16 protein-coding genes are annotated in these 19,798 nt (G+C 75.6%); 7 read left to right on the top strand and 9 right to left on the bottom strand.

Translation table 11 applies throughout. The features are described from left to right. Positions 1 to 19 precede the first annotated feature (19 nt). Positions 20 to 880: an alpha/beta hydrolase gene (locus AB0J08_RS14300; RefSeq protein ID WP_360632412.1), complete on the top strand. Its 861-nt coding sequence runs from the start codon at positions 20 to 22 to the stop codon at positions 878 to 880. A gap of 84 nt (positions 881 to 964) precedes the next feature. On the opposite strand, the gene AB0J08_RS14295 is transcribed toward AB0J08_RS14300, so the two are convergent. Beyond that, entirely contained in the window at positions 965 to 1,336 is a 372-nt protein-coding gene (locus AB0J08_RS14295; RefSeq protein WP_360632251.1) for a hypothetical protein, read from the bottom strand. 205 nt (positions 1,337 to 1,541) lie between these two features. On the opposite strand from AB0J08_RS14295, the gene AB0J08_RS14290 reads away from it, so the two are divergent. Together AB0J08_RS14290 and AB0J08_RS14285 are read left to right on the top strand one after the other, a co-directional pair. Continuing rightward, positions 1,542 to 2,309 carry an RNA polymerase sigma factor gene (locus AB0J08_RS14290; protein WP_360632247.1) on the top strand — a complete coding sequence of 256 codons (768 nt, stop codon included), beginning with the start codon at positions 1,542 to 1,544 and terminating at the stop codon, positions 2,307 to 2,309. 46 nt (positions 2,310 to 2,355) lie between these two features. Beyond that, entirely contained in the window at positions 2,356 to 3,312 is a 957-nt protein-coding gene (locus AB0J08_RS14285) for a hypothetical protein (protein ID WP_360632244.1), read from the top strand. A 146-nt stretch (positions 3,313 to 3,458) separates the two neighbouring features. On the opposite strand, the gene AB0J08_RS14280 is transcribed toward AB0J08_RS14285, so the two are convergent. Next, positions 3,459 to 4,871, bottom strand: a complete 1,413-nt coding sequence (locus tag AB0J08_RS14280; protein ID WP_360632241.1) for a cation:dicarboxylase symporter family transporter — start codon at positions 4,869 to 4,871, stop codon at positions 3,459 to 3,461. Positions 4,872 to 5,046: 175 nt separating this feature from the next. Here AB0J08_RS14280 and AB0J08_RS14275 point away from each other — a divergent pair, with 175 nt between their 5' ends. Together AB0J08_RS14275 and AB0J08_RS14270 are read left to right on the top strand one after the other, a co-directional pair. Continuing rightward, positions 5,047 to 6,696, top strand: a complete 1,650-nt coding sequence (locus AB0J08_RS14275) for a sensor histidine kinase (protein WP_360632238.1) — start codon at positions 5,047 to 5,049, stop codon at positions 6,694 to 6,696. Then, the gene (locus tag AB0J08_RS14270) at positions 6,693 to 7,463 is read left to right on the top strand and encodes a response regulator (RefSeq protein ID WP_360632235.1); all 771 of its coding nucleotides are present in this window, start codon (positions 6,693 to 6,695) and stop codon (positions 7,461 to 7,463) included. Before AB0J08_RS14275 ends, AB0J08_RS14270 begins: the two co-directional genes overlap by 4 nt. Positions 7,464 to 7,594: 131 nt before the next feature. On the opposite strand, the gene AB0J08_RS14265 is transcribed toward AB0J08_RS14270, so the two are convergent. Then, complete coding sequence (locus AB0J08_RS14265) at positions 7,595 to 8,257, bottom strand: methyltransferase domain-containing protein (RefSeq protein ID WP_360632232.1); 663 nt, start codon at positions 8,255 to 8,257, stop codon at positions 7,595 to 7,597. A 224-nt stretch (positions 8,258 to 8,481) separates the two neighbouring features. Here AB0J08_RS14265 and AB0J08_RS14260 point away from each other — a divergent pair, with 224 nt between their 5' ends. Together AB0J08_RS14260 and AB0J08_RS14255 are read left to right on the top strand one after the other, a co-directional pair. Beyond that, a complete protein-coding gene (locus tag AB0J08_RS14260; RefSeq protein ID WP_360632409.1) occupies positions 8,482 to 9,801 on the top strand; it encodes a diaminobutyrate--2-oxoglutarate transaminase family protein in 1,320 nt (439 codons plus the stop codon). After that, on the top strand, positions 9,798 to 11,354 hold the full coding sequence (locus AB0J08_RS14255; protein ID WP_360632229.1) for a pyridoxal-dependent decarboxylase: 1,557 nt from the start codon (positions 9,798 to 9,800) through the stop codon (positions 11,352 to 11,354). The genes AB0J08_RS14260 and AB0J08_RS14255 overlap by 4 nt, the downstream gene beginning before the upstream one ends. 164 nt (positions 11,355 to 11,518) lie before the next feature. On the opposite strand, the gene AB0J08_RS14250 is transcribed toward AB0J08_RS14255, so the two are convergent. The 6 genes from AB0J08_RS14250 to AB0J08_RS14225 form a co-directional block, all read right to left on the bottom strand. Then, the gene (locus AB0J08_RS14250; RefSeq protein WP_360632406.1) at positions 11,519 to 12,319 is read right to left on the bottom strand and encodes an inositol monophosphatase; all 801 of its coding nucleotides are present in this window, start codon (positions 12,317 to 12,319) and stop codon (positions 11,519 to 11,521) included. A 165-nt stretch (positions 12,320 to 12,484) separates the two neighbouring features. Continuing rightward, entirely contained in the window at positions 12,485 to 13,729 is a 1,245-nt protein-coding gene (locus AB0J08_RS14245; RefSeq protein WP_360632226.1) for a type III PLP-dependent enzyme, read from the bottom strand. Between the two features lie 67 nt (positions 13,730 to 13,796). Beyond that, on the bottom strand, positions 13,797 to 15,518 hold the full coding sequence (locus AB0J08_RS14240; RefSeq protein ID WP_360632223.1) for an IucA/IucC family protein: 1,722 nt from the start codon (positions 15,516 to 15,518) through the stop codon (positions 13,797 to 13,799). After that, positions 15,515 to 16,777 (bottom strand): MFS transporter, encoded by a 1,263-nt coding sequence (locus tag AB0J08_RS14235; RefSeq protein WP_360632220.1) that lies wholly within the window; start codon positions 16,775 to 16,777, stop codon positions 15,515 to 15,517. Before AB0J08_RS14235 ends, AB0J08_RS14240 begins: the two co-directional genes overlap by 4 nt. Then, positions 16,774 to 18,552 carry an IucA/IucC family protein gene (locus AB0J08_RS14230; RefSeq protein WP_360632217.1) on the bottom strand — a complete coding sequence of 593 codons (1,779 nt, stop codon included), beginning with the start codon at positions 18,550 to 18,552 and terminating at the stop codon, positions 16,774 to 16,776. Before AB0J08_RS14230 ends, AB0J08_RS14235 begins: the two co-directional genes overlap by 4 nt. Beyond that, positions 18,549 to 19,763 carry an ATP-grasp domain-containing protein gene (locus tag AB0J08_RS14225; RefSeq protein WP_360632214.1) on the bottom strand — a complete coding sequence of 405 codons (1,215 nt, stop codon included), beginning with the start codon at positions 19,761 to 19,763 and terminating at the stop codon, positions 18,549 to 18,551. Before AB0J08_RS14225 ends, AB0J08_RS14230 begins: the two co-directional genes overlap by 4 nt. Positions 19,764 to 19,798 lie beyond the last annotated feature (35 nt).

The raw sequence follows: 19,798 nt of genomic DNA, 5'->3' as shown, positions 1-19,798 counted from the left end.
GGTTCTTCACGTGACCTTGATGGAGACGCAGGGTCTCGCGCCGATGAGCGACGAGGCCCGGGTGTACTGGACAGCGCTGGGAGACACGACTCGGAAGCCGCCCGTGGTCATGCTTCACGGCGGTCCTGGTCTGCCGGACTATCTGGCCGATGTCGCCGCGATGGTCGGGGACCTTGCGCCCGTGTATCGGTACGACCAGCGTGGCACAGGCCGGTCCCCGTGGCGGGGGCGCCACTCCCTCGCCCGGCATGTCGACGATCTCGCGGAGTTGCTCGATGCATGGGACGTACCCAAGGCCGTGCTGATCGGACACTCGTACGGCACCGATCTGGCGAGCCGGTTCTGCCTCACCCACCCCGACCGAGTCGCCGCGATGCTTCTGATGTGCGGGCCGTTCGTCGGTGACTGGCGACTTGGTTACCGAGCGGAGCGAGGCCGCCGCATGTCCGGAGCGCAGCAGGAGCGACTCCGTGCGTTGCAGGAGGTGCCGGACCGCACGGAGGAGCAGGAAGTCGAACTTCTCACGCTGGCTTGGTTCACCGACCACGCGGATCCGGAACATGGGTGGCACCGGGCCGCACAGGACGCCCGGCGGCGTCGCCCCGTCAACTGGGCCATGAACGCCGAACTTGGCGGGGAAGGACGCGCGGACCCGCTCGATGCGCATCTGGCCGAGCTGCGCGCGTGCCTGCCCGCGCGAACGGAGCTCCTCGCCGGGGCCGATGATCCTCGTCCTGTGGCGGCACTGGAATCACTCGCGCTCCGGCTCGATCGTCCGCTGACGCGGATCGAGGGCGCCGGGCACGAACCCTGGTTGGAGCAGGCCGACGCCGTGCGTGCGCAGCTTCGGCGATTCGTGCAAGGCGCGGTGGGCGGATAAGCCGCCCGCCCGTGCGGGAGTACCGGGAGCGGCGCAGGGCGCGCCCGCGGGCGGGCGGCACCCTGCGCCGTGGTGCGAGGAGGGTCAGCCGCGGGTCTGGAACACGATTCTGGTCCAGCTGGAGTTCGGGCAGTTGCCCCAGACCGCCCACGGCTCCGACCGGGCGCCGATCCAGAGCCCGGTGGTGGAGGTGCCGTTGGCGCAGTAGGTGATGGTGCGCAGCTCGCCCGAGTAGATCCGGCAGTTGCCCTCCCAGCGCCAGCCGTAGTCGGCGGTGATGGTGCAGCGGTAGGAGGCGGTGACGGCCTGGGCCGAGGCGCCCGAACCGGCGGAGATGGACTGGTCGGCGGCGGTCGGCGCGGCGACGGCCGGCAGGGTGGTGGCGCCGAGCGCGCCGAGGGCGGCCGCGGCCACCATCCCGAACTTGGCGATGTTCCTGGCGATACAACCGGACATGGATGCTCTCTCCTCGCTCATGGTGCTTCGCCCCGGCCGGGTGCGTCGGAGTCCGGAACGCCCCGACCCCGCCCGACTGGTGACGCATTGCATACGAATGACTGCGAAGAGTGAGACGACGAACTATGATGTGATGCGCGTCACAGGTGGGTTGCCGGTCGGGTCGTCAACCACGCCTCCGGGTGCCGATTTCCGAGGGGGCGGCATGGAATTCAGCGGTCGGTGCCGGGGCGGGCGGGATCCGGAGTTCGGATCCGCTCCCGACTCGGCCGAATTCAACCGGGTGTTCACGGATCTGTTGCCCCGGCTGCGCCGTGCGGCCGTCACGCTCACCGGCAGCCGGATCGCCGCCGACGACGTCGTCCACGATGCGTACCTGCGGATCGCGCGCCGCCCCGAGCGGTTCCTCGGCCATCCGCAGCCCTATGCCTATGTGTTCACCACCATGGCGAACCTCGTGCGCGACCAGTGGCGGCGCGAGCGCCGCCGGGTGCTGCTGTCCGAGCCGGTGCCGGACGACCACGCCTCGGTCGACCCGCGTGGCGGAGGGCTGGGGGAGTTGCTGGCGCGCTGGGAGGTGGTCCGGTTGCTGAGCTGTCTGACGGCCAAGCAGGCCCGGGTGGTGCAGCTGGTCGACCTCGACGGGTACAGCGTCGACGAGGCCGCCGCCCTCCTGGGCCTGCACCGCTCCACGCTGGCGGTCACCCGGCGGCGCGCGCTGGCCCGGCTCCGGGTGGTCCTCGAAGACGAGGGCGGGCACGGCGAGCGCGGGCCCGAGGGCGGCCGTGAGGCGGGGCGGCCGGCCGGGCGCGGGGCCGGCTGTCCGGGTGGGCGTCCCGACCGGAACGCGGTCGAACACCCGGACGGGCGCGACCGTGGGCGCCGCCACGAGGCCGGCCGGGCCCGCCCCGTCCACGACGGCCCGCCGCATGCCACCGGGCGGCGGCGGGGAGGGGCCGACGCACCGACCTGACGGTGCGTCAGCTGATGCGGACGCCTCGGCCCGTACGCTGCGCATCGTGATCGCCTACGAGGAGCAGCGGCTCCGCACCCTGGCCGAGGACGGCCGCTGGTCCGAGCTGCTCGGCCACTACCGGCGGGCCCGGGCCCTCGCCGTGGCACGCGACGGCGAGTCGCGGGCGGCGGCGGAGACCGCGTCGCTCGGCCATCTGATCGCGTACGCCGCGCCTCCCGAACTGGCCGTCCGCCTGTTCGACCACGACGGGGGTCCCGGTACCGCCGCCGGACCGGCGGACCACGACGCCGGGCCGCTCTGGGAGGTGCTCGCCACCCGGCACTCCTGGCTGCGGCTGGCCCCGCTGCTCGGCCCGGCGCCGGTGCGCCGGCTGGTCGCGCACACCCGGATCCTGATCGGTGAGGACCTCTCCTACGGCGCCGAGCCGGATCTGGAGGGCGTCCCGCTGCAACTGGAGCCCTGGGAGTCGGCCGGCTGGGGCGAGGGGGTGCGGGTCCGGGAGTACCTGCCGGCCGGCGGGTCGCGCAGTGCGCTGCTGACGCTGCCCGCCACCCGGGAGGGCCTCGGCCCGGTCCTGTTGCCCGAGCCGGGCGGCCGGCTGCGCGGGCAGCGGGCGACCCGGGCGCTGGCCGCGCTGGCGGACTGGGTGGAGGTGGTCTGCGCCCGGGGGCCGGCGTCGCAGGCCGCCGCGCTGCTGGCCCCGGAGCGGCGGGTCACCGGCGGGTACCTGCCCTTCGCGCTCGCCTACCCGGTGCTGCTCCAGGCCGGTTCGGCGGACCGGGCGCACGGCTCGGCGCAGGGCCGGCTGGCACTGTGGCGGGCGCTCGGCGCGATGGCCGGCGCCGGCGGGCCGCACCGCCCGGAGGTGAACGCCCTGGTGGCCCGGATGCGCTGCTTCACCTGGTGCGATCCGGAGGACGGGCTGCGCCACCTGCATGTCGCACTGGAGGATCCGGCGAGCGGCCTGAGCTGGGCGGTCAGTGGCTCCGACGAGCTCTGACGAGCCTTGACGGCTCCGGAGGGCTCCGGAGGGCTCCGGAGGGGGCGGACGGCCTCCGCCGGGTGGACGTGCGAATCCCCGGCCCGGCGCCGCTCGGGGGAGTTGAACGAGGCGCCGGACCGGGGGCTTGGGGAGCCGCAGCGGGCTCAGGCGGCCGTCTTGCTCGGGGCGCCGCCCTGGGCGGGGACGGGTTCCGGCCGCGCGTCGGCGGCGCCGGCTTCCGGCGCACCGGGCGCACCGTGGGAGTCCACCAGCGTCCGCTCGTCGAACGGCAGCCCGCCCGCCAGCACCTGCCGGGCCCGCTCCCGGTCGAACTCGCCGGTCCAGTGCCCGATCAGCACGGTGGCCACCGCGTTGCCCGCGAAGTTGGTCAGCGCGCGGGCCTCGGACATGAAGCGGTCGATGCCGACGATCAGGCCGACCCCGTCCACGAGTGCCGGCTTGTGCGACTGCAGCCCGCCCGCGAGGGTGGCCAGCCCGGCGCCGGTGACCCCGGCCGCGCCCTTGCTGGCGATCACCATGAAGACCAGCAGCGACAACTGCTCGCCCACGGACATCGGCTTGTCCATCGCCTCGGAGATGAAGATCGAGGCCATCGTGAGGTAGATCGCGGTGCCGTCCAGGTTGAAGCTGTAGCCGGTCGGCACGGTGATGCCGACGACCGGGCGGCTGACGCCCAGGTGCTCCATCTTGGCGATCAGGCGGGGCAGTGCGCTCTCCGAGGACGAGGTGGAGAGGATCAGCAGGAACTCGCGGCCGAGGTAGCGCAGCAGGGTGAACACGTTCACCCCGGTGACCAGCCGCAGCAGCGTGCCGAGCACCACGACGACGAAGAGCCCGCAGGTGAGGTAGAAGCCGATCATGATCACGGCGAGGCTCTTCAGGGCGGCCGTACCGGTCGCGCCGACCACCGCGGCCATCGCCCCGAAGGCGCCGATCGGCGCCACCCACATGATCATCGACATGACCCGGAACACCAGTCGCTGCAGGTGCTCGATCCCGCGCAGCACCGGCGCGCCGGCGGAGCCCATCGCCTGGAGGGCGAAGCCGGCCAGCAGGGCGACCAGCAGGGTCTGCAGCACCTTGCCCTCGGTGAGGGCCGAGAACATGGTGGTCGGGATCATCCCGAGCAGGAAGTCGGCGGTGGACTGGGCGCCCCCGGCGGCCGCCTGGGCGTGGCCGGACTTGGCCAGCGCGGCGGTCAGGTGCAGACCCCCGCCGGGCTCCAGCAGGTTGCCGACCAGCAGGCCGATGGCCAGTGCCACGGTGGACATGGTGAGGAAGTAGCCGAGGGCCAGCCCGCCGACCTTGCCGACCTTCGCGGCCTTGGTCACCGAGCCGATGCCCAGCACGATGGTGCAGAAGATCACCGGGCTGATCATCATCTTGATCAGATTGACGAAGCCGGTCCCGATCGGCTTCAGCTCCACCGCGAACGACGGCGCGGCCAGTCCGACCACCACGCCCGCGATCACCGCCGCGATCACTGCGAGGTAGAGGTAGTGCGTGCGGTCCCGGCGTCTGCCTCCCGCCTGCGGTCCTGCTTCGGTGATCGACATCTGCGGCTCCTTCGCCCTGCAGTCCTGGCGGCCCCGGGTGGAGGGCCGCTCTGACTATGGGCCGCGGCCGTGACGGAGGTCACGTTTGCGTTCATAGAGTTCACACCCCGCACCGGGGTGGGCCGGACCGGGCGTGGCCCTCGCCGGACCCCGGCGGTGGTGCACACTGTCAGGCATGTCCGCGCGCACCCTACCCTCGCCGCGCCGGCCGGTGCGCAGCCTGGCCGGACAGCTCTTCGTCGTCCAGGTGGTGATCGTCGCCGCCGTGGTGGCCGGCGGCGCCTTGCTGGCCTACCTGTTCACCGCCGACCGCACCGAGGACGCCGCCCGCCGCCAGGTCACCGCCGTCGCCCGCTCGGTGGCCGACTCGCCGTCGGTGCGGGCCGCCGTCACCGGACCGGACCCGACCGCCGTCCTCCAGCCCTACGCCGAGCAGGTCCGGGTGGACACCGGGGTCTCGTTCATCACGGTGATGGACACCGCGGGGGTGCGCTGGACGCACCCACTGCCCGAGCAGATCGGCAGGACCTTCCTCGGGCACATCGACTGGGCGCTCGCGGGGGAGACCCGCAGCGAGACCTACACCGGCACGCTCGGGCCGTCAGTGCGGGTGGTCACCCCGGTCCTGGACGACCGGCACCGGGTGGTCGCCCTGGTCAGCGCGGGCATCACGGTGCAGTCCATCTCGGCGCAGCTGCGCGGGCCGCTGCTCGCACTGGTCGGCGTCGCCGTGGCCGCGCTCGCCGTCGGCGGGCTCGGCACCTACCTCGCCAACTCCCGGCTGCGGCGGCACACCCACGGCATGGGGCCGGCCGAGCTCAGCCACCTCTACGAGTACCACCAGGCGACCCTGCACTCGGTGCGCGAGGGCCTGGTGCTGCTCGACCGCAAGAACCGGGTGGTGCTCTGCAACGACGCGGCCCGCGAACTCCTGGCGTTGGCGGGCGAGGTGGAACGGCGGCCGGTCGACGGGCTGGGACTGCCGGAGGCCCTGGTGGCCGCCGTGCTGGGGGACGAGCCGGTCCGGGACGAGGTGCACCTCACCGCCGAGCGGGTACTGGTGCTCAACACCTCCACCATCGGCACCGGCCTCGGTCGCGTCGTCACCCTCCGCGATCACACCGAGCTGCAGTCCCTCACCGGCGAGTTGGACTCCGTGAAGAGCTTCACCGAAGCGCTCGGCGCTCAGGCGCACGAGGCCGCCAACCGGCTGCACGCCGTCGTCTCGCTGATCGAACTCGGGCGCCACGAGCAGGCGGTGGAGTTCGCCACCGCCGAACTCGCGCTCGCCCAGCAGCTCACCGACCGCGTCGTCGCGGCCGTCGGCGAACCGGTGCTGGCCGCCCTGCTGCTCGGCAAGGCGGCCCAGGCGGCCGAACGGGGCGTGGAGTTGGCGCTCACCGAGGACAGCCGGATCGACGACGGCGTGCTGCCGCCCGGCCTCGCCGCCCGCGACCTGATCACCGTCCTCGGCAACCTGATCGACAACGCGGTGGACGCCGCGATCGCCGGCGCCGCCGAGCACCCGGCCCAGCCCGAGGTCACCGTCACGGCCCGGGTCGACGGCGGCCACCTGCTGCTGCGGGTCGCCGACACCGGCGCCGGGATCGACCCGGGCGCGGTGGAGGACGTGTTCCGGCGCGGCTGGAGCACCAAGCAGGACGGCCGGGGGCACGGCCTCGGGCTCGCCCTGGTCGCCCAGGCCGCCCGGCGCAACGGCGGCACGGTCGAGGTCGGCCGGGACCGCGGCGCGGTGCTCACCGTCCGGCTGCCGCTGAGCCGGCTGCCCCGGCGCCGCGAGGCGGCCGAGGCGGTGGTGTCGTGAACCGCCCCGCCGACCGGCCCGCCGCGGACCGGCCCGACATCTCCGTCCTAGTGGTCGAGGACGACCCGGTGGCCGCCGCCGCCCACACCCTCTACGTCCAGCGCGAACCGGGCTTCCGCGCCGCCGGGACGGTGCACAGCTGCGCCGACGCGCTGCGCTTCCTGGACCGCGCCCGGGCGGCCGGCCGGCCCGTCGACCTCACCCTGCTCGACCTCTACCTGCCGGACGGGCACGGCCTTCAGCTCTGCGGCACGCTGCGCGCAGCCGGCCACACCACCGACGTCATCGCCGTCACCTCGGCCCGGGACCTCGCGATGGTCCGCCAGGCCGTGTCGGCGGGCGTCGTTCAGTACCTGCTGAAGCCGTTCGGCGCCGCCGCCCTGCACGACCGTCTGGAGCGCTACGCCCGCTACCGCGACACCCTGGGCCGCACCGGCGAGGCCACCGGCCAGGACGAGGTCGACCAGGCGCTCGCGCTGCTGCGCACCCCGGAGCGCTCCGCTCTCCCCAAGGGGCTCAGCGCCCCCACCCTGGACACCGTCGCCGCCGTCCTGCGCGAGGCCCGCACCGGGATCTCCGCGGGGGCCGCTGGCACCGCCGCCGGGGTCTCCCGGATCACCGCCCGCCGCTACCTCGAACACCTCGTCGACATCGGCCTGGCCGCCCGCGAGCCGCAGTACGGGAACGTGGGCCGCCCGGAGCTCTGCTACCGCTGGACGGGCGGCGGCGGGGGGGCGGGACCGGGCCCGGCGCCCGTCCGGCGCTAGCAGAGCTCCGGGGCAGGAGGCGGACCCCGGTGTCGGCCTGCCGGTGGCTCGCCGGCTCCAGCCCGCCCGCTCGCCCGCTCGCCGTCGCGACGGACGTGGACACGTGGTCAGGCGACCACCGGTGGTGTCACCTACGGATCGACCCGGGTCGCCCGGGCGAGGTACTGGTCGTCCGTGTCCGAATAGCTGTCCAGTCGCCACCCGTTGGCGGCCAGCAGCGGGCGCAGGTTGGGCTCGGCGCGCAGGTCGTCGGGGGTGAGCTCGCGGCCGTGGCGGGCGGCCAGGGCGGCTCGGCCGACGGGGTGGAAGAGGGCGAGCGCGCCGCCGGGGCGGGTGGCGCGGGCGAGTTCGCGCAGGGCCCGGGCGGGGCCGGGGAGGTGGGAGATCAGGCCGGCGGCGAAGACGGCGTCCAGGGTGGCGTCGGGCAGTGGGAGCCGGGCGCAGTCGGCGAGCAGCAGGGACGCGGTGCCGGGGTGACGGGCGTCGGCCTCGTGCAGCATCTCGGGGGTGATGTCGGCGCCGAACACCCGGCCGTCGGGGCCGACCGCCGCGCGCAGCAGGGGGAGTGCGCGGCCGGTGCCGCAGCCGGCGTCCAGGACGGAGTCGCCCGGGTGCAGGCCGAGTTCGGCGATCGCGGCGGCGTAGCGGGGGCCGTCGCCGGGGAACCTGGCGTCCCAGCCGGCGGCGCGGGTGGCGAAGAACGCGCGGGTGCGGGCCAGTTCGGCGGCGTGCTCGGAGTGCTCGGCGTATTCGGCGTCGGGAGCGCCGGGTGAGGGGGCGGGGGAGGGCGACATGGGGCCGAGGGTAGCGCGCGGGCCGTAACCCGTGGCCGCTCCGCTCGTTGGGGAGGCGAGCCCCGCGTCACCCGCTCGGGTGGTTCTCGCCGCCCGGGGCGTATCCGGCCAGGCCAGGGAAGTAAAGTTAGGCTTACCTAATTTCTTGGGAGTTCGCCTTGACGCTCGCCGCCGTCCCCGCCGCCGGGTCCGCTGCCGTCCCCGCCCAGGCCCCGGGCGACGCCATCCTGCGCCGCCAGCGCGTTCGTGAGTCCGCCGCGCGCACCTATGCCCGCTCGTTCCCGATCGTCCCGGTGCGCGCCAACGGCATGACGGTCGAAGGCGCCGACGGCCGCCGCTACCTGGACTGCCTCTCCGGCGCCGGCACGCTCGCACTCGGCCACAACCACCCGGTGGTGCTGGAGGCGATCCGTCGCACCCTGGACAACGGCGCGCCACTGCACCTGCTGGACCTCGCCACCGCCGAGAAGGACGACTTCACCACCGCCCTGTTCCAGACCCTGCCCGAGGAGTTCGGCCGGCAGGCCCGGGTGCACTTCTGCGGCCCCGCGGGGACGGACGCCGTCGAGGCCGCGCTCAAGCTGATGCAGACCGCCACCGGCCGCTCCGGCGCCCTCGCCTTCACCGGCGCCTACCACGGCATGACGGCCGGGGCCCTCGCGCTGACCGGCAACGTCGCCGTCAAGGAACCCCTGCCGGGCGGCGGCGAGGTGGTCCGGCTGCCCTACCCGTACGGTTACCGCTGCCCGTTCGGGGTCGGGGGCGAGGCGGGCACCGAGCTCGCCGAGACCTACGCCGAGCGGCTGCTGGACGACCCCTCGGGCGGCGTGGTCCGGCCCGCCGCGATGATCCTGGAGGCGGTCCAGGGCGAGGGCGGCGTCGTCCCCGCCCCCGACGGCTGGCTGCGCGCGATGCGCCGGATCACCGCTGAGCGAGGCATCCCGCTGATCGTCGACGAGGTGCAGACCGGGGTCGGCCGCACCGGCGCGATGTGGGCGGTCGAGCACAGCGGCATCGTCCCGGACGCCATGGTGCTCTCCAAGGCGATCGGCGGCAGCCTGCCGCTCGCCGTCGTCGTCTACCGCGAGGAGTACGACGGCTGGCGGCCCGGCGCGCACACCGGCACCTTCCGCGGCAACACGCTCGCCATGGCGGCCGGCGCGGCCACCCTGCGGTACGTCACCGCGAACGGCCTGGCCGAGCGCGCCGAACTGGTCGGCGCCCGGATGGTCGAGCGGCTGCGGGCACTGGCCGGCGAACTGCCGGTGATCGGCGACGTGCGCGGCCGCGGACTGATGCTGGGTGTCGAACTCGTCGACCCGGCCGCCGAACCGGACGCCTGCGGGGCCCGCCCGGCCGCGCCCGCGCTCGCCGTCAAGGTCCGCGAGGCCTGCCTGGCCCGCGGCCTGATCGTCGAACTCGGCGGCCGGCACGACGCCGTCCTGCGGCTGCTGCCGCCGCTCACCATCACCGACGAGCAGGCCGCCGCCGTGCTCGACCGCCTCGCCGACGCCATCGCGGCGGCCGCGGCGGAGGCACGGTGACCACCCCGGGCGGCCCCGGCCACCCCGCCGACGAGCCCGCCGCACGGCTCGCCGCCGTTCCCCGGCCCGCCCCGGCAGCCCCCCCGGACGCACTGGCCGGCGGCGCCGCCGGCCCGGCGGCGCTCGCTCCCCTGCTCGCCGACGTGCTGGACGCGCTGGCCGCCGGAGCCGCCCGCCGGGCCGGGCCGCTGCCCGCCGGCTCGCCCGACGAACTCGCCGCCCTGGCCGTCGCGGGGCTCGCCGACGCCCACGGCCCGCAGGCGCTCGCCCGGCTCACCGAACTGCTCGCCCACGGCGCCGCCGACCCCGCCGACCCCGCCTGCGCCGCCCACCTGCACTGCCCGCCGCTGGCCGTCGCGGCCGCCGCCGACCTCGCCGTCAGCGCCCTGAACCCCTCGCAGGACTCCTGGGACCAGGCCCCCGCCGCGACGGCGCTGGAGACGGCGCTGCTCGCCGAACTGGCCGCCCTGGTCGGTTACGACCCGGCCGGTGCGGCCGGGGTGCTCACCTCCGGTGGCACCGAGTCCAATCTGATGGGCCTGATGCTGGCCCGCGACCAGAAGCTCGACGGCATCGTCGAGCTGGACGGCATCCCGGCCGGCGCCGAGCCGCGGATCATCGCCTCCCGTGCCGCGCACTTCTCCGTCCAGCGGGCCGCGGCGCTGCTCGGCCTCGGGGAACGCGCCGTCGTGCCCGTCCCCGTCGACCGCGAACTGCGGATGGACCCGGCCGGGTTGGCGAGCGCCCTGGCCGAGGTCAGCTGGGCCGGACAGACCCCGATCGCGGTGGTGGCCACGGCCGGCACCACCGACACCGGCGCGATCGACCCGCTGCACACCGCCGCCGACCTCGCCGCCCGCTACGGCGCCTGGCTGCACGTGGACGCCGCGTACGGGGGCGGCGCGCTGCTCTCGGACCGCCTCGCCCCGCTGCTCGACGGCATCGCCCGCGCCGACTCCGTCTCGCTCGACTGGCACAAGCTCGGCTGGCAGCCCGCCGCCGCCGGGATCTTCCTGGTCCGCCGCGCCGAGACCTACGTCTCGCTCGCCCGTCGCGCCGAGTACCTCAACCCGGCCGACGACGAGCAGGCCGGCTACCCCAGCCTGCTGGGCCGCTCGTTGCGCACCACCCGGCGGGCCGACGCGTTCAAGATCGCCGTCACCCTGCGCACCCTCGGCCGCGCCGGGCTCGGCCGCCTGGTCGACGCCTGCCACCGGCTGGCGCTGGACGCCGCCGAGGCCGTCCGGGCGGAGCCCGAGCTGGAACTGCACGCCGAACCGGTCCTCACCACCGTGCTGTTCCGCTACCGCCCGCCGGGCCACCCGGACCGGGACGCCGCCGACCGGGCCGCCGTCGACGGGATCAACGGCGAGCTGCGCCGGACGCTGCTGCGCACCGGTCGTGCCGTCGTCGGCCGGACCGAACTGCCCGGCGACGGCCCCGGCCGGGTCCGGCTGAAGCTGACGCTGCTCAATCCGCACACCACCGCCGCCGAGGTCGGCGCCCTGCTGGGCCGGGTGGTCCGGACCGGGCGGGAAGTCGCGGCCCGCTAGCCGCCGCGCGCATCAAGCGCCTGCCGGAGCGGCTCCCGGTGCTCCGTTGGCCGGGCCCGGCTGCCGCACCGGCCGGGCCTGCCGGACAGGGCTCGGCAGCGGGGCAGGACTCGGCGGCGGGACAGAGCTCGGCGGCCGGACAGGCCTCAGCGGCCGGGCTGGGTTCAGCGGCCGAGCAGGACGGCGCGGGTGCGCTCCCAGCTCTCCGGGTCGGCGGTGACCAGCAGGCCGTCCTGGCAGCCCGGGGCCTCCGGCCGGTAGGGGGTGCCGTCGAGTCGGGCGGAGACCCCGCCGGCCTCGGTGACCAGCAGCGAGCCGGGCGCGTGGTCCCAGGGCAGGGTGCGCCAGTAGAGGATGAAGTCCAGCGCGCCCTCGGCGACGTCCGGGTACTCGACCCCGGCGGCGTTGCGGCCGGGGGTGATCTCGCCGAGGCCGGCCGCCGCGTTCGCCTCCAGGGTCCGGCGCAGCTCCGGCTCCAGGAAGCGGCTCTTCAGCGCGCCGCGCCACCGGGTGGGCGCGCCGGCCGCGGGGGTCCGGGTCAGGCGGTGGCCGTTGCGCCAGGCGCCGGAGCCCAGCTCGGCGGTGTAGCAGGTGGCGGTGGCCGGCTGCCAGATCCAGGAGGCGACCGTCTGGCCGGAGCGGACCAGCGAGACCATCACGGCGTAGTCGGGGCGGCCGGCGATGAAGTTCGAGGTGCCGTCGACCGGGTCGACCAGCCAGGCGGCGGGCTCAGAGTGCAGCGCCCGGGCGAGCTCCGGGGCGGCGGCGACGGCCTCCTCGCCGACCACCGGGACGGGCAGCAGCTCGCGCAGCCGCCGCGCGATGATCACCTCGGCCTCGCGGTCGGCGATGGTCACGACCTCGCCGGGGGCCTTCTCCATCACCTCGCCGGCGGCCAGGGCGCGGAACCGCGGCTCCACCACCTCGGCCGACGTCTCGGCGAGAATCTCCGCCACCCTGTCCATCAGCACGTTGCGCGCTCCCTTCGCTGGCTACCACTTTCGCACGTCAGTGCGGTGTGGACGTTCGCCAGCCCCTGGAGCGCCCGCCGCCGGGGCCCCGGCGGCGCTGGCCGGTCCGGGTGGCAGGCGGGGGCGCCACCGCCGCCGGGGCCCCGGACGGCGCCGCGGTCAGCCGCCGGTGCGCCGGTCCGCCGCGCGGCCCTCGTCCAGGTAGTGGAAGCCCGGGCGGGGGTGCATGAGGAACTCGTGGTGGGAGATGTTCCACGCGTACGCGCCGGCCATCGCGAAGAGCACCCGGTCCGCCGTCCGCAGGCCCCGCGCCGCCGGGGCGGCGTGCGCGAGGACGTCCTTCGGGGTACAGAGCTGGCCGGCCAGGGTGGCGCGGCCGGTGGTGACGGCCGGGCGCGGCCACGGGTGCGGCCAGGCGTCGACCGGCAGGACGGCGAACGGCTGGTCGTGTCCCCGGGTGGCCGGTGTGCGCAGGTGGTGGGTGCCGCCGCGGACGACCGCGAAGTCCTCGCCGTGGCTCTGCTTCACGTCCAGCACCTCGGTGGCGTACCAGCCGGCGTGGGCGGTCAGCGCGCGGCCGGGCTCGATCCGCAGGGTCAGCCCGGGGTGGCGGTCGAGCAGCTTCGCCAGGCCCTCGCCGAAGGCCGTCCAGTCGAAGCGCGCGTCCGGGTCGGCGTAGTCGACGGCCATGCCGCCGCCCACGTTGACCTCCGTCAGGGCGAACCCGTGCCGGTCCGCCGTCCGGGCCGACCAGTCGACGATCTGCCCGGCGACGGCCAGCTGCTCCGCCGCCGCCAGGCCGCTCGCCAGGTGGGCGTGCACGCCGCGCAGCCGCAGCCGCGGGAGCAGCGGACCGAGCGGCCCGAGCGGGTCGGTCAGCAGGCGGGCGCAGGCCTCGGCGCGGTCCGGGTCCAGCCCGAACGGGGTCGGGCGGCCACCCATCGCGAGCGCCACCGCGTCCAGGGCGCCCGCGCCCACCGGCAGGTTGACCCGCAGCAGGACGTCGACCCCGGCGTCCGGGCGCTCGGTCAGGGCGGCGGCGAGCCGGTGCAGCTCCTGCTCGCTCTCGACGTGCCAGCGGTGCACGCCGGCGTCGAGGGCGGCCGCGATCTCGGCGGGCGTCTTGCCCGGCCCGCCGAAGGCCAGCGGGGCGTCCGGAACGGCCTGCCGGACGTGGGCCAGCTCGCCGCCGCTGGAGACCTCGTAGCCGTCGACCGAGGCGCGCAGCGCCGCCAGCACGGGCGCCTCCGGGTTCGCCTTGGCGGCGTAGTACAGCTCGACGCGTGCCGGCAGGGCGGCCCGGACCGCGGTGGCGTGCGCACGCAGCGCCGCCAGGTCGTAGACGTACGCGGGCAGCTCCTCCGGGGCGAGCGCGGCGACGTGCCGGCGGACGGCGTCGGTCATCGGGTACTCCAGGTGGGGACGGGGGCGATGGGTGCCCGGGCGGGGCCGCGCGGGTGGACGGCGGTGCTCACCGGCTGCTCCAGGCCGGCGTGCGGGTGGCCTCCAGGGGCAGCCGCGCCGCCTCGGCCTCGGCCAGGACGCAGCCGGCGAGCGGGGACGGCAGGCGGACGTAGCCCGCCTCGCGGTCGGGCCGGCGCTCCCAGCGGGTGAGCAGGTTGGCCTTGGCGGGCAGCGGGACCCCGGCCAGCAGGGCGCGCAGCCGGGGCGGGCGGCCGTGCGCGTCGGCGTACTCCTCCAGGGCGCCCCGGACGGCCTCCCACAGGGCGGCCTCCGCCTCCGGGTGGCGGTCGGCGAGTGCGGCCAGCAGTTCGGCGACGTGGTTGACCAGCAGGCAGTAGACCACCCGGTCCCAGCCGCGCTCGGCGTCGTAGGCCATCGGGCCGGCCACCTCGGCCGGCAGTGCGGCGAGCAGTGCGGCGTTCCGTTCGGGGACGAGCTTGGTGCCCTCCAGATCGCGGAAGAGCACCTGGGCGGGCCGCCCGGCGTCGTCGACGCCGATCAGCACGTTCTGCAGGTGCGGCTCCAGCACCACGCCGTGGTCGAAGTAGGCGGCGAGCACCGGGGGGACGAGCAGCCGCAGGTAGTCCGTCCACCAGTCGAGCGCCTCCTCGACGCCGGCGTCCGGCCCGAGCAGCCGCGAGATGTGCGCGGAGCTGGTCGGGTGCTCGTCGGCGACGGCGGCGGCCAGCAGCGGGGTGACGCCGGGTCGCAGCACGCCGGCGAAGCCCTCGCGGACGATCAGGCCGAAGCCCTCGAACAGGGCCCGGTCCGGGAGGCCGTCCGCGCCCGGCAGGGCCAGCGTGCGGAAGGCCGGCTCGCGCAGCATCGCGGCGTCGGGGTAGCGCTCGGCGAGGTCGCCCAGCGCGGGGGCCAGCAGCCGGGTCAGCGCGACGGCGCCGGTCAGCTCGTAGGCGGCGTTCTTGCGCAGGCAGTTGGTGATCCGCACGTTGAGGCTGAACTTCAGGAACGCGCCCGCGCCGTAGAGCGTGCGCACCGAGGCGGTCGCGGCGAACGGCTCACCGCCCGGCCCGAGGTCCAGGATGTCCCCGCGCTCCAGGGCGCCGCGCAGCAGCGGGTGGTCGGCGAGCAGCTCGTACTGCCACGGGTGGGCGGGCAGCAGCCGGTAGCCGGCGGGGACCTCGCCCAGGCCGTCCAGCAGCGCCGTCGCCGAGGCGTCCAGCGAGGACTGCGCGATCAGCTCCTGCCGCACGGCGAGGTGGCGCAGCCGGAATTCGGCGCGCGACTCGGGGGCGTAGGAGCGCCAGTCGCCGTGCTCGGCGGAGCGGGACTTGGGCGCGGGGTGGAAACGGTGGCCGAACAGCAGGGCCTGCTCGGACTCCAGGTAGCGGTCCGGGCCCGGGGCCGGCCGGTCCTCCAGCCCGGCCCGCACGCCCGCGTGACTGGACGCGAGCTGGTCCAGGAACTCCTCGTTCACCGTGCCGGTGCGCAGCTCCAGCTCGTCCTGGACGTGCCCGGCGAGCTCCTGCCAGGCCAACGGCGCCCAGCCCGAGGCTCGTTCCTCCTCCACCGGTCCGGTGAAGCGGTGCGCGCCGAGCAGCGAGGTGCGGCGCAGGGCGACCCGGAGCAGGACGCCGCTGCGGGGCAGGCGCAGCAGCAGCCGGCCGTCGGTGACGGCGGTCTGGTGCTCCGGTCCGGAGACCTCGCGCAGCAGGCAGTTGAGCAGGGTGTGGACCACCGCGTGGTCGGGGGTGGGCAGTTCGTGGGTCATCGGCGACTACTCCAACGCATGCGGGACGGGAAGACGAGTGCGGTGGCCGCGGCGGCGGCCAGCAGTGCGGCGGCGGTGCCGACCAGCACGGGGGCGGCGGCGCCGAACCGGCCGTTGGCCAGCGCGGCGACGGCTCCGGCGGCCACGGCGCCGCCCTTGGAGATGAATTCGAGGGTGCCGAACATCCGCCCCGGCGCCCGGCCCCGGGCGGCCTCGGCGGCCAGCACCGAGAGACAGACCAGGCCGAGGGTGAGCCCGGCGCCGAGCAGCAGTCGGACGGCGACGAACGCCGCCAGCGAGTGGGCGACGGCGTGCCCGGCCAGGCCGAGGGCGACGAAGCCGAAGCCCAGCGCGATGCCGGTGTGCGGGCGGGTGAGGAAGGCGGCGTGGGTGCGGGCGGCGAACGCCAGGTAGCACAGGTGCGGCAGGGCGAACAGGATGCCGGTGGTGGTGCCGGAGACGCCGGGGAGCCGCTCCTGCGCCAGGGATATCAGATAGGGGAAGGAGATGATGGTGGCGAAGACGAAGGCGAACTCGAAGGTGTAGAGCAGGCCGATCGGGGCCGGCCGGGCGGCTCCGACGGCGGGGGCCGTCGCGTCGCCGCCGCGGGTGTCCGGGTCGGTGCCGGCGTCCTCGTCGCCGCTCCCGGCGGGCCGGGTCGGCTCCGGCAGGAGCGAGAGGAACACGGCGGCGGTCAGCGGCAGTACGGCCATCAGCAGGTACTGCCGGTGCGGGTCGATCCACGGGGAGAGCGCGCCGACCAGGATCGGCGCGGCGACCAGCGCGGCGCGGGCACTGCCCTGCATCAGGGTCAGGGCGAGGGAGAGCTTCGAACCGTCGAGCGCGGCCGCGAGGTAGCCGTTGGTGGCGGCGAAGGTGCCGCCGAGGAAGCCCTGGAGGACGAGGGCGAGCGTGAACGCGGGCAGGCTGTCGGCGGCGCCGGCGAGCAGGAACGAGACGGTGAGCCCGAGTTGGGCGCGGAGCAGCAGCCGCTTGCGGCCGTAGCGGTCGGCGAGCCGGCCCCAGAGCGGGGCGCCGAGGGCGCTGAACACGGTCGGGACGATGTAGAGCACGCCCGCCCACCGGCCCTGCGGGTCGCCGAGGGCGGGCAGGATGGCGGTCAGGTACGGCGGCAGGCCGAGGGCGGCGAAGGAGGCGACGAAGTAGCAGGCGGCCACCGCGTGCACCTGGCGCCGGCCGAGCCCCTGGGGGCGGACGGTGGTGCTGCCGGGGTGCTGCGGCAGGGTGTCGACGCTCATCGGGTGGCTCCGGCGGTGCCCGGGGCGCCGGTGCGGAGGTAGTTGGGCCCGTCCGTGTAGTGCTTGTTGATGTCGGCGGCGCCCGAACGCTGCTTGGTGAGCAGGGTCCCGGCCGTCACCATCGCCTTGACCGGCAGCCGTTCGGCGTCCAGCAGGGCCGCCCGCAGGGGCTCGCCGGCCGGCCCGATGCGGTCGGTGGCCTCGGCCAGCCGCTTGCGCAACAGGGCCAGTAGGTCGTCGAGTTCGGCGCGGCCGTGGGCGGCGAGGCCGAACGCCAGCGCGCCGGTGCAGAGGTGGCCGGTGATGGTGGTGAAGAGGTCGGTCAGCGGCCCGTCGCCGTCGCCGAAGATCCGGGCGTCGTCGAACTCCGTACGGTCGGGCGCGCTGTCGCCCAGGGTGGCGGCGAGCCGGCCGGTGTGGACCCGCGGCCCGTCGTCGTCCTTGTAGAGCAGCCGCAGGCCGCCGTCCCGGTCGAACACCAGCGAGGTGTTCTGCTGGTGGGACTCCAGCGCGACGCCGTAGGCGAAGAGGGTGGCCTGCCAGTCGAGCAGCAGCTCCAGCAGGGCGTCGTAGAGGGCGACCGGGTCGCCGCCGTGGAAGCGGTCGGCGAGGTGGTCGATCACCAGGCGTCCGCCGGGGGCGGTGGCCAGCAGGGCGGCCAGCGGGACGGTGACGGCGCTCTCCAGACCGGCGTCGGCGGGGTGGCGGCGCAGCAGGACGGCGAGCAGTTCGTGGCCGGCGTGCGCCCAGCTCTGCTCGTCGGCGTGCAGGATCCGGTCGGCGAAGCGGGGCTCGCGGGCCAGTACGGCCTCGATCAGCCGCTGGCCGGCCGCGCCGTCGAGCAGCGTGCCGGGCTTGATGGTGCGGCGATTGAGCCGGCCCAGGGTGGCGGTCGCGAGCGGGAGCTTGAGGTGGTGCGCGGGGTCGTCGGCGACGGCCACCGTGCGCATCGAGAGGGTGGGCACGACGGTCAGGTACGGCTGGTCGGCGAGGACGGCGCGGCCCTCCAGGCCGGTGGCGCGCAACGCCTCGGCGAGCGGCTCGCCGACGGTGAGCGGGTGCACGGGCAGGGTGGTCCAGGCGTCGTCGCCGCCCGCCAGGTCGAGGCCGAGCCAGCTCGGCGTGGGCCACCAGCTGGGCAGCGGCCGGTCGCCGTGCACGGTGAGGGTGCCGGCCGGGACGGCGAGCCAGCGCAGCTCGAACGCGGGGTGGAACTCCGGCGCGTAGGCGCGCAGTTGGGGCTCGGTGAGGCCGGAGCGGCCGCGCGCCGTGGGATAGACCGGGTGGTCGAGGTGGGCGGCGAGGGCGTCGTGCCCCAGGGCGGCGGCGGGGCCGCTCCAGTGGGCCGGGTCCGCGCCGTACAGGTCGGTGAGGGCGGTGTGCACCTCCGCCCGGGCGCGCTCGTGCAGCTCCATGGTGGCGAGGGTCTGGCGGCACTCCTCGGCGAAGGCCGCCCAGCCGGGCCGGTCCTCGGCCTCGGCGAGGCCGGTCAGGGCCGCCAGGACGGCGTCGAGGCCGACCAGCGGGGCGCCGTCCAGCTCCAGCAGCGGGAGCCGGGCCGCGTACTCGCTCTGGAAGCCCTCCGCGGCGACGGGCAGGGCGAGCGCGGCGTCCGTCAGCACCAGCCACCGGCCGTCGGCCCGGTCCTGCGGGGTGCTGCGGGTGCGCAGCCCGAGGACGTCCTCGCGCAGCAGTGCGGAGAGGACCCGCAGGGTCAACTGCTCGGCAGCGGACGGGGTGTCGGGCAGCGCGTCGGAGCGGGTGGCGGTGCTCACGGGGTGATCTCCCAGCGGTTGGCCGCGACGAAGCGGGCGACGGCGGCGTCCACGGCGCTCTGGTCGGTGCCGACGGCCCAGATCACGCCGAGGTAGTCCCGGTTGGTGCGGTAGTGCTCGTGGCGCTCGCCGAGCTCGCGCAGGGGCCGGTAGGCGAGCCGGACGCCGTCGCGCTGCTCGTCGTGGGGGCCGGGCGCGGCGGTCAGCGTGCCGGGCCGGTCCGCGCAGACCGCCTCGTTGCGGGCCCGTCGGGGGGTGGCCGCGCAGTGCTCGGCGAGGTCCTCGGGCAGCTCACGGCCGAGGTGCGCGGCGAGGATGTGCTCGAACAGCGGGATGTCGAGGATCTCGGCGAGCATCAGGTCGCACTGGTCGCCGATGGCACGGTAGTTGACCTCGATGATCCGGGCCCGGCCGTCCGGCTGCAGGACGAACTCGGTGTGGCAGGCGCCGAGTCCGACACCGATGGCGTCGAGCTGGGAGAGGATCTGCTCGACCACCGGCTGCGGGTGGGCGGGGACGAACTCCAGTACCTCCTCGATGAAGTCCGGGGGAGGGGAGAGCCTGGTCCGGAAGCCGCCGAGGACGTGGCGCCGTTTGGCGTCGCCGAGCGTCTCCAGGGTGCACAACTGCCCGTCCAGGAACTCCTCGACGACCAGGGCCGCGCCGGGGCGCCGGTGCTGGATCTCCGTGCAGCGCCGCTCCAGCTCCTCGGCGTCGGCGACCAGCGAGACGTCCTCGCTGGCGACGCCCTCGCGCGGCTTGACCACGACCGGGAACGGGATGGCGGACTCCCTCAGCACGGTCGGGTCCTGGCCGGGGTCGAGCTCGAAGGAGCGGACGGCGTCCAGGCCGCCGGCGGCCAGGTGACGGCGCAGCTCGCCCTTGTTCTTGGCCCGCAGGGTCGCCTTCCAGTCCTTCGCGGCCAGCCCGAAGTACTCGGCGGCCAGGGCGGTCTGGGTCTGCAGGTGGTCACTGTTGCTGAACACCGCGTCGGGCGCGTCCCGCCGGGAGATCAGCCCGATCACCTCGCGGAAGTCCCGGACGTCGCACTCCACCACCTCCGGCGCGGTCGCCAGCGCGGCGTAGGCGCGGCGGTGGGGCTCGGCGTGGTCGGTGAGCACCGTGACGTCGAGCCCGAGCCGCGCGGCGGCCGGCAGGAAACCCTGGGTGACCGAGTCGGTCGGGTTGAGGGCGAGCAGGTAGAGCCGCATGTCGGGCCTCTCCGTGACTGGGGACGAGGGGACTG

Origin of the sequence: Kitasatospora sp. NPDC050463 (assembly GCF_040655255.1) — a bacterium.
In the GTDB taxonomy this organism is placed as follows: domain Bacteria; phylum Actinomycetota; class Actinomycetes; order Streptomycetales; family Streptomycetaceae; genus Kitasatospora.
Note: the sequence above shows the minus strand (reverse complement) of the source record. Positions and strands in the feature narration are given on the sequence as shown.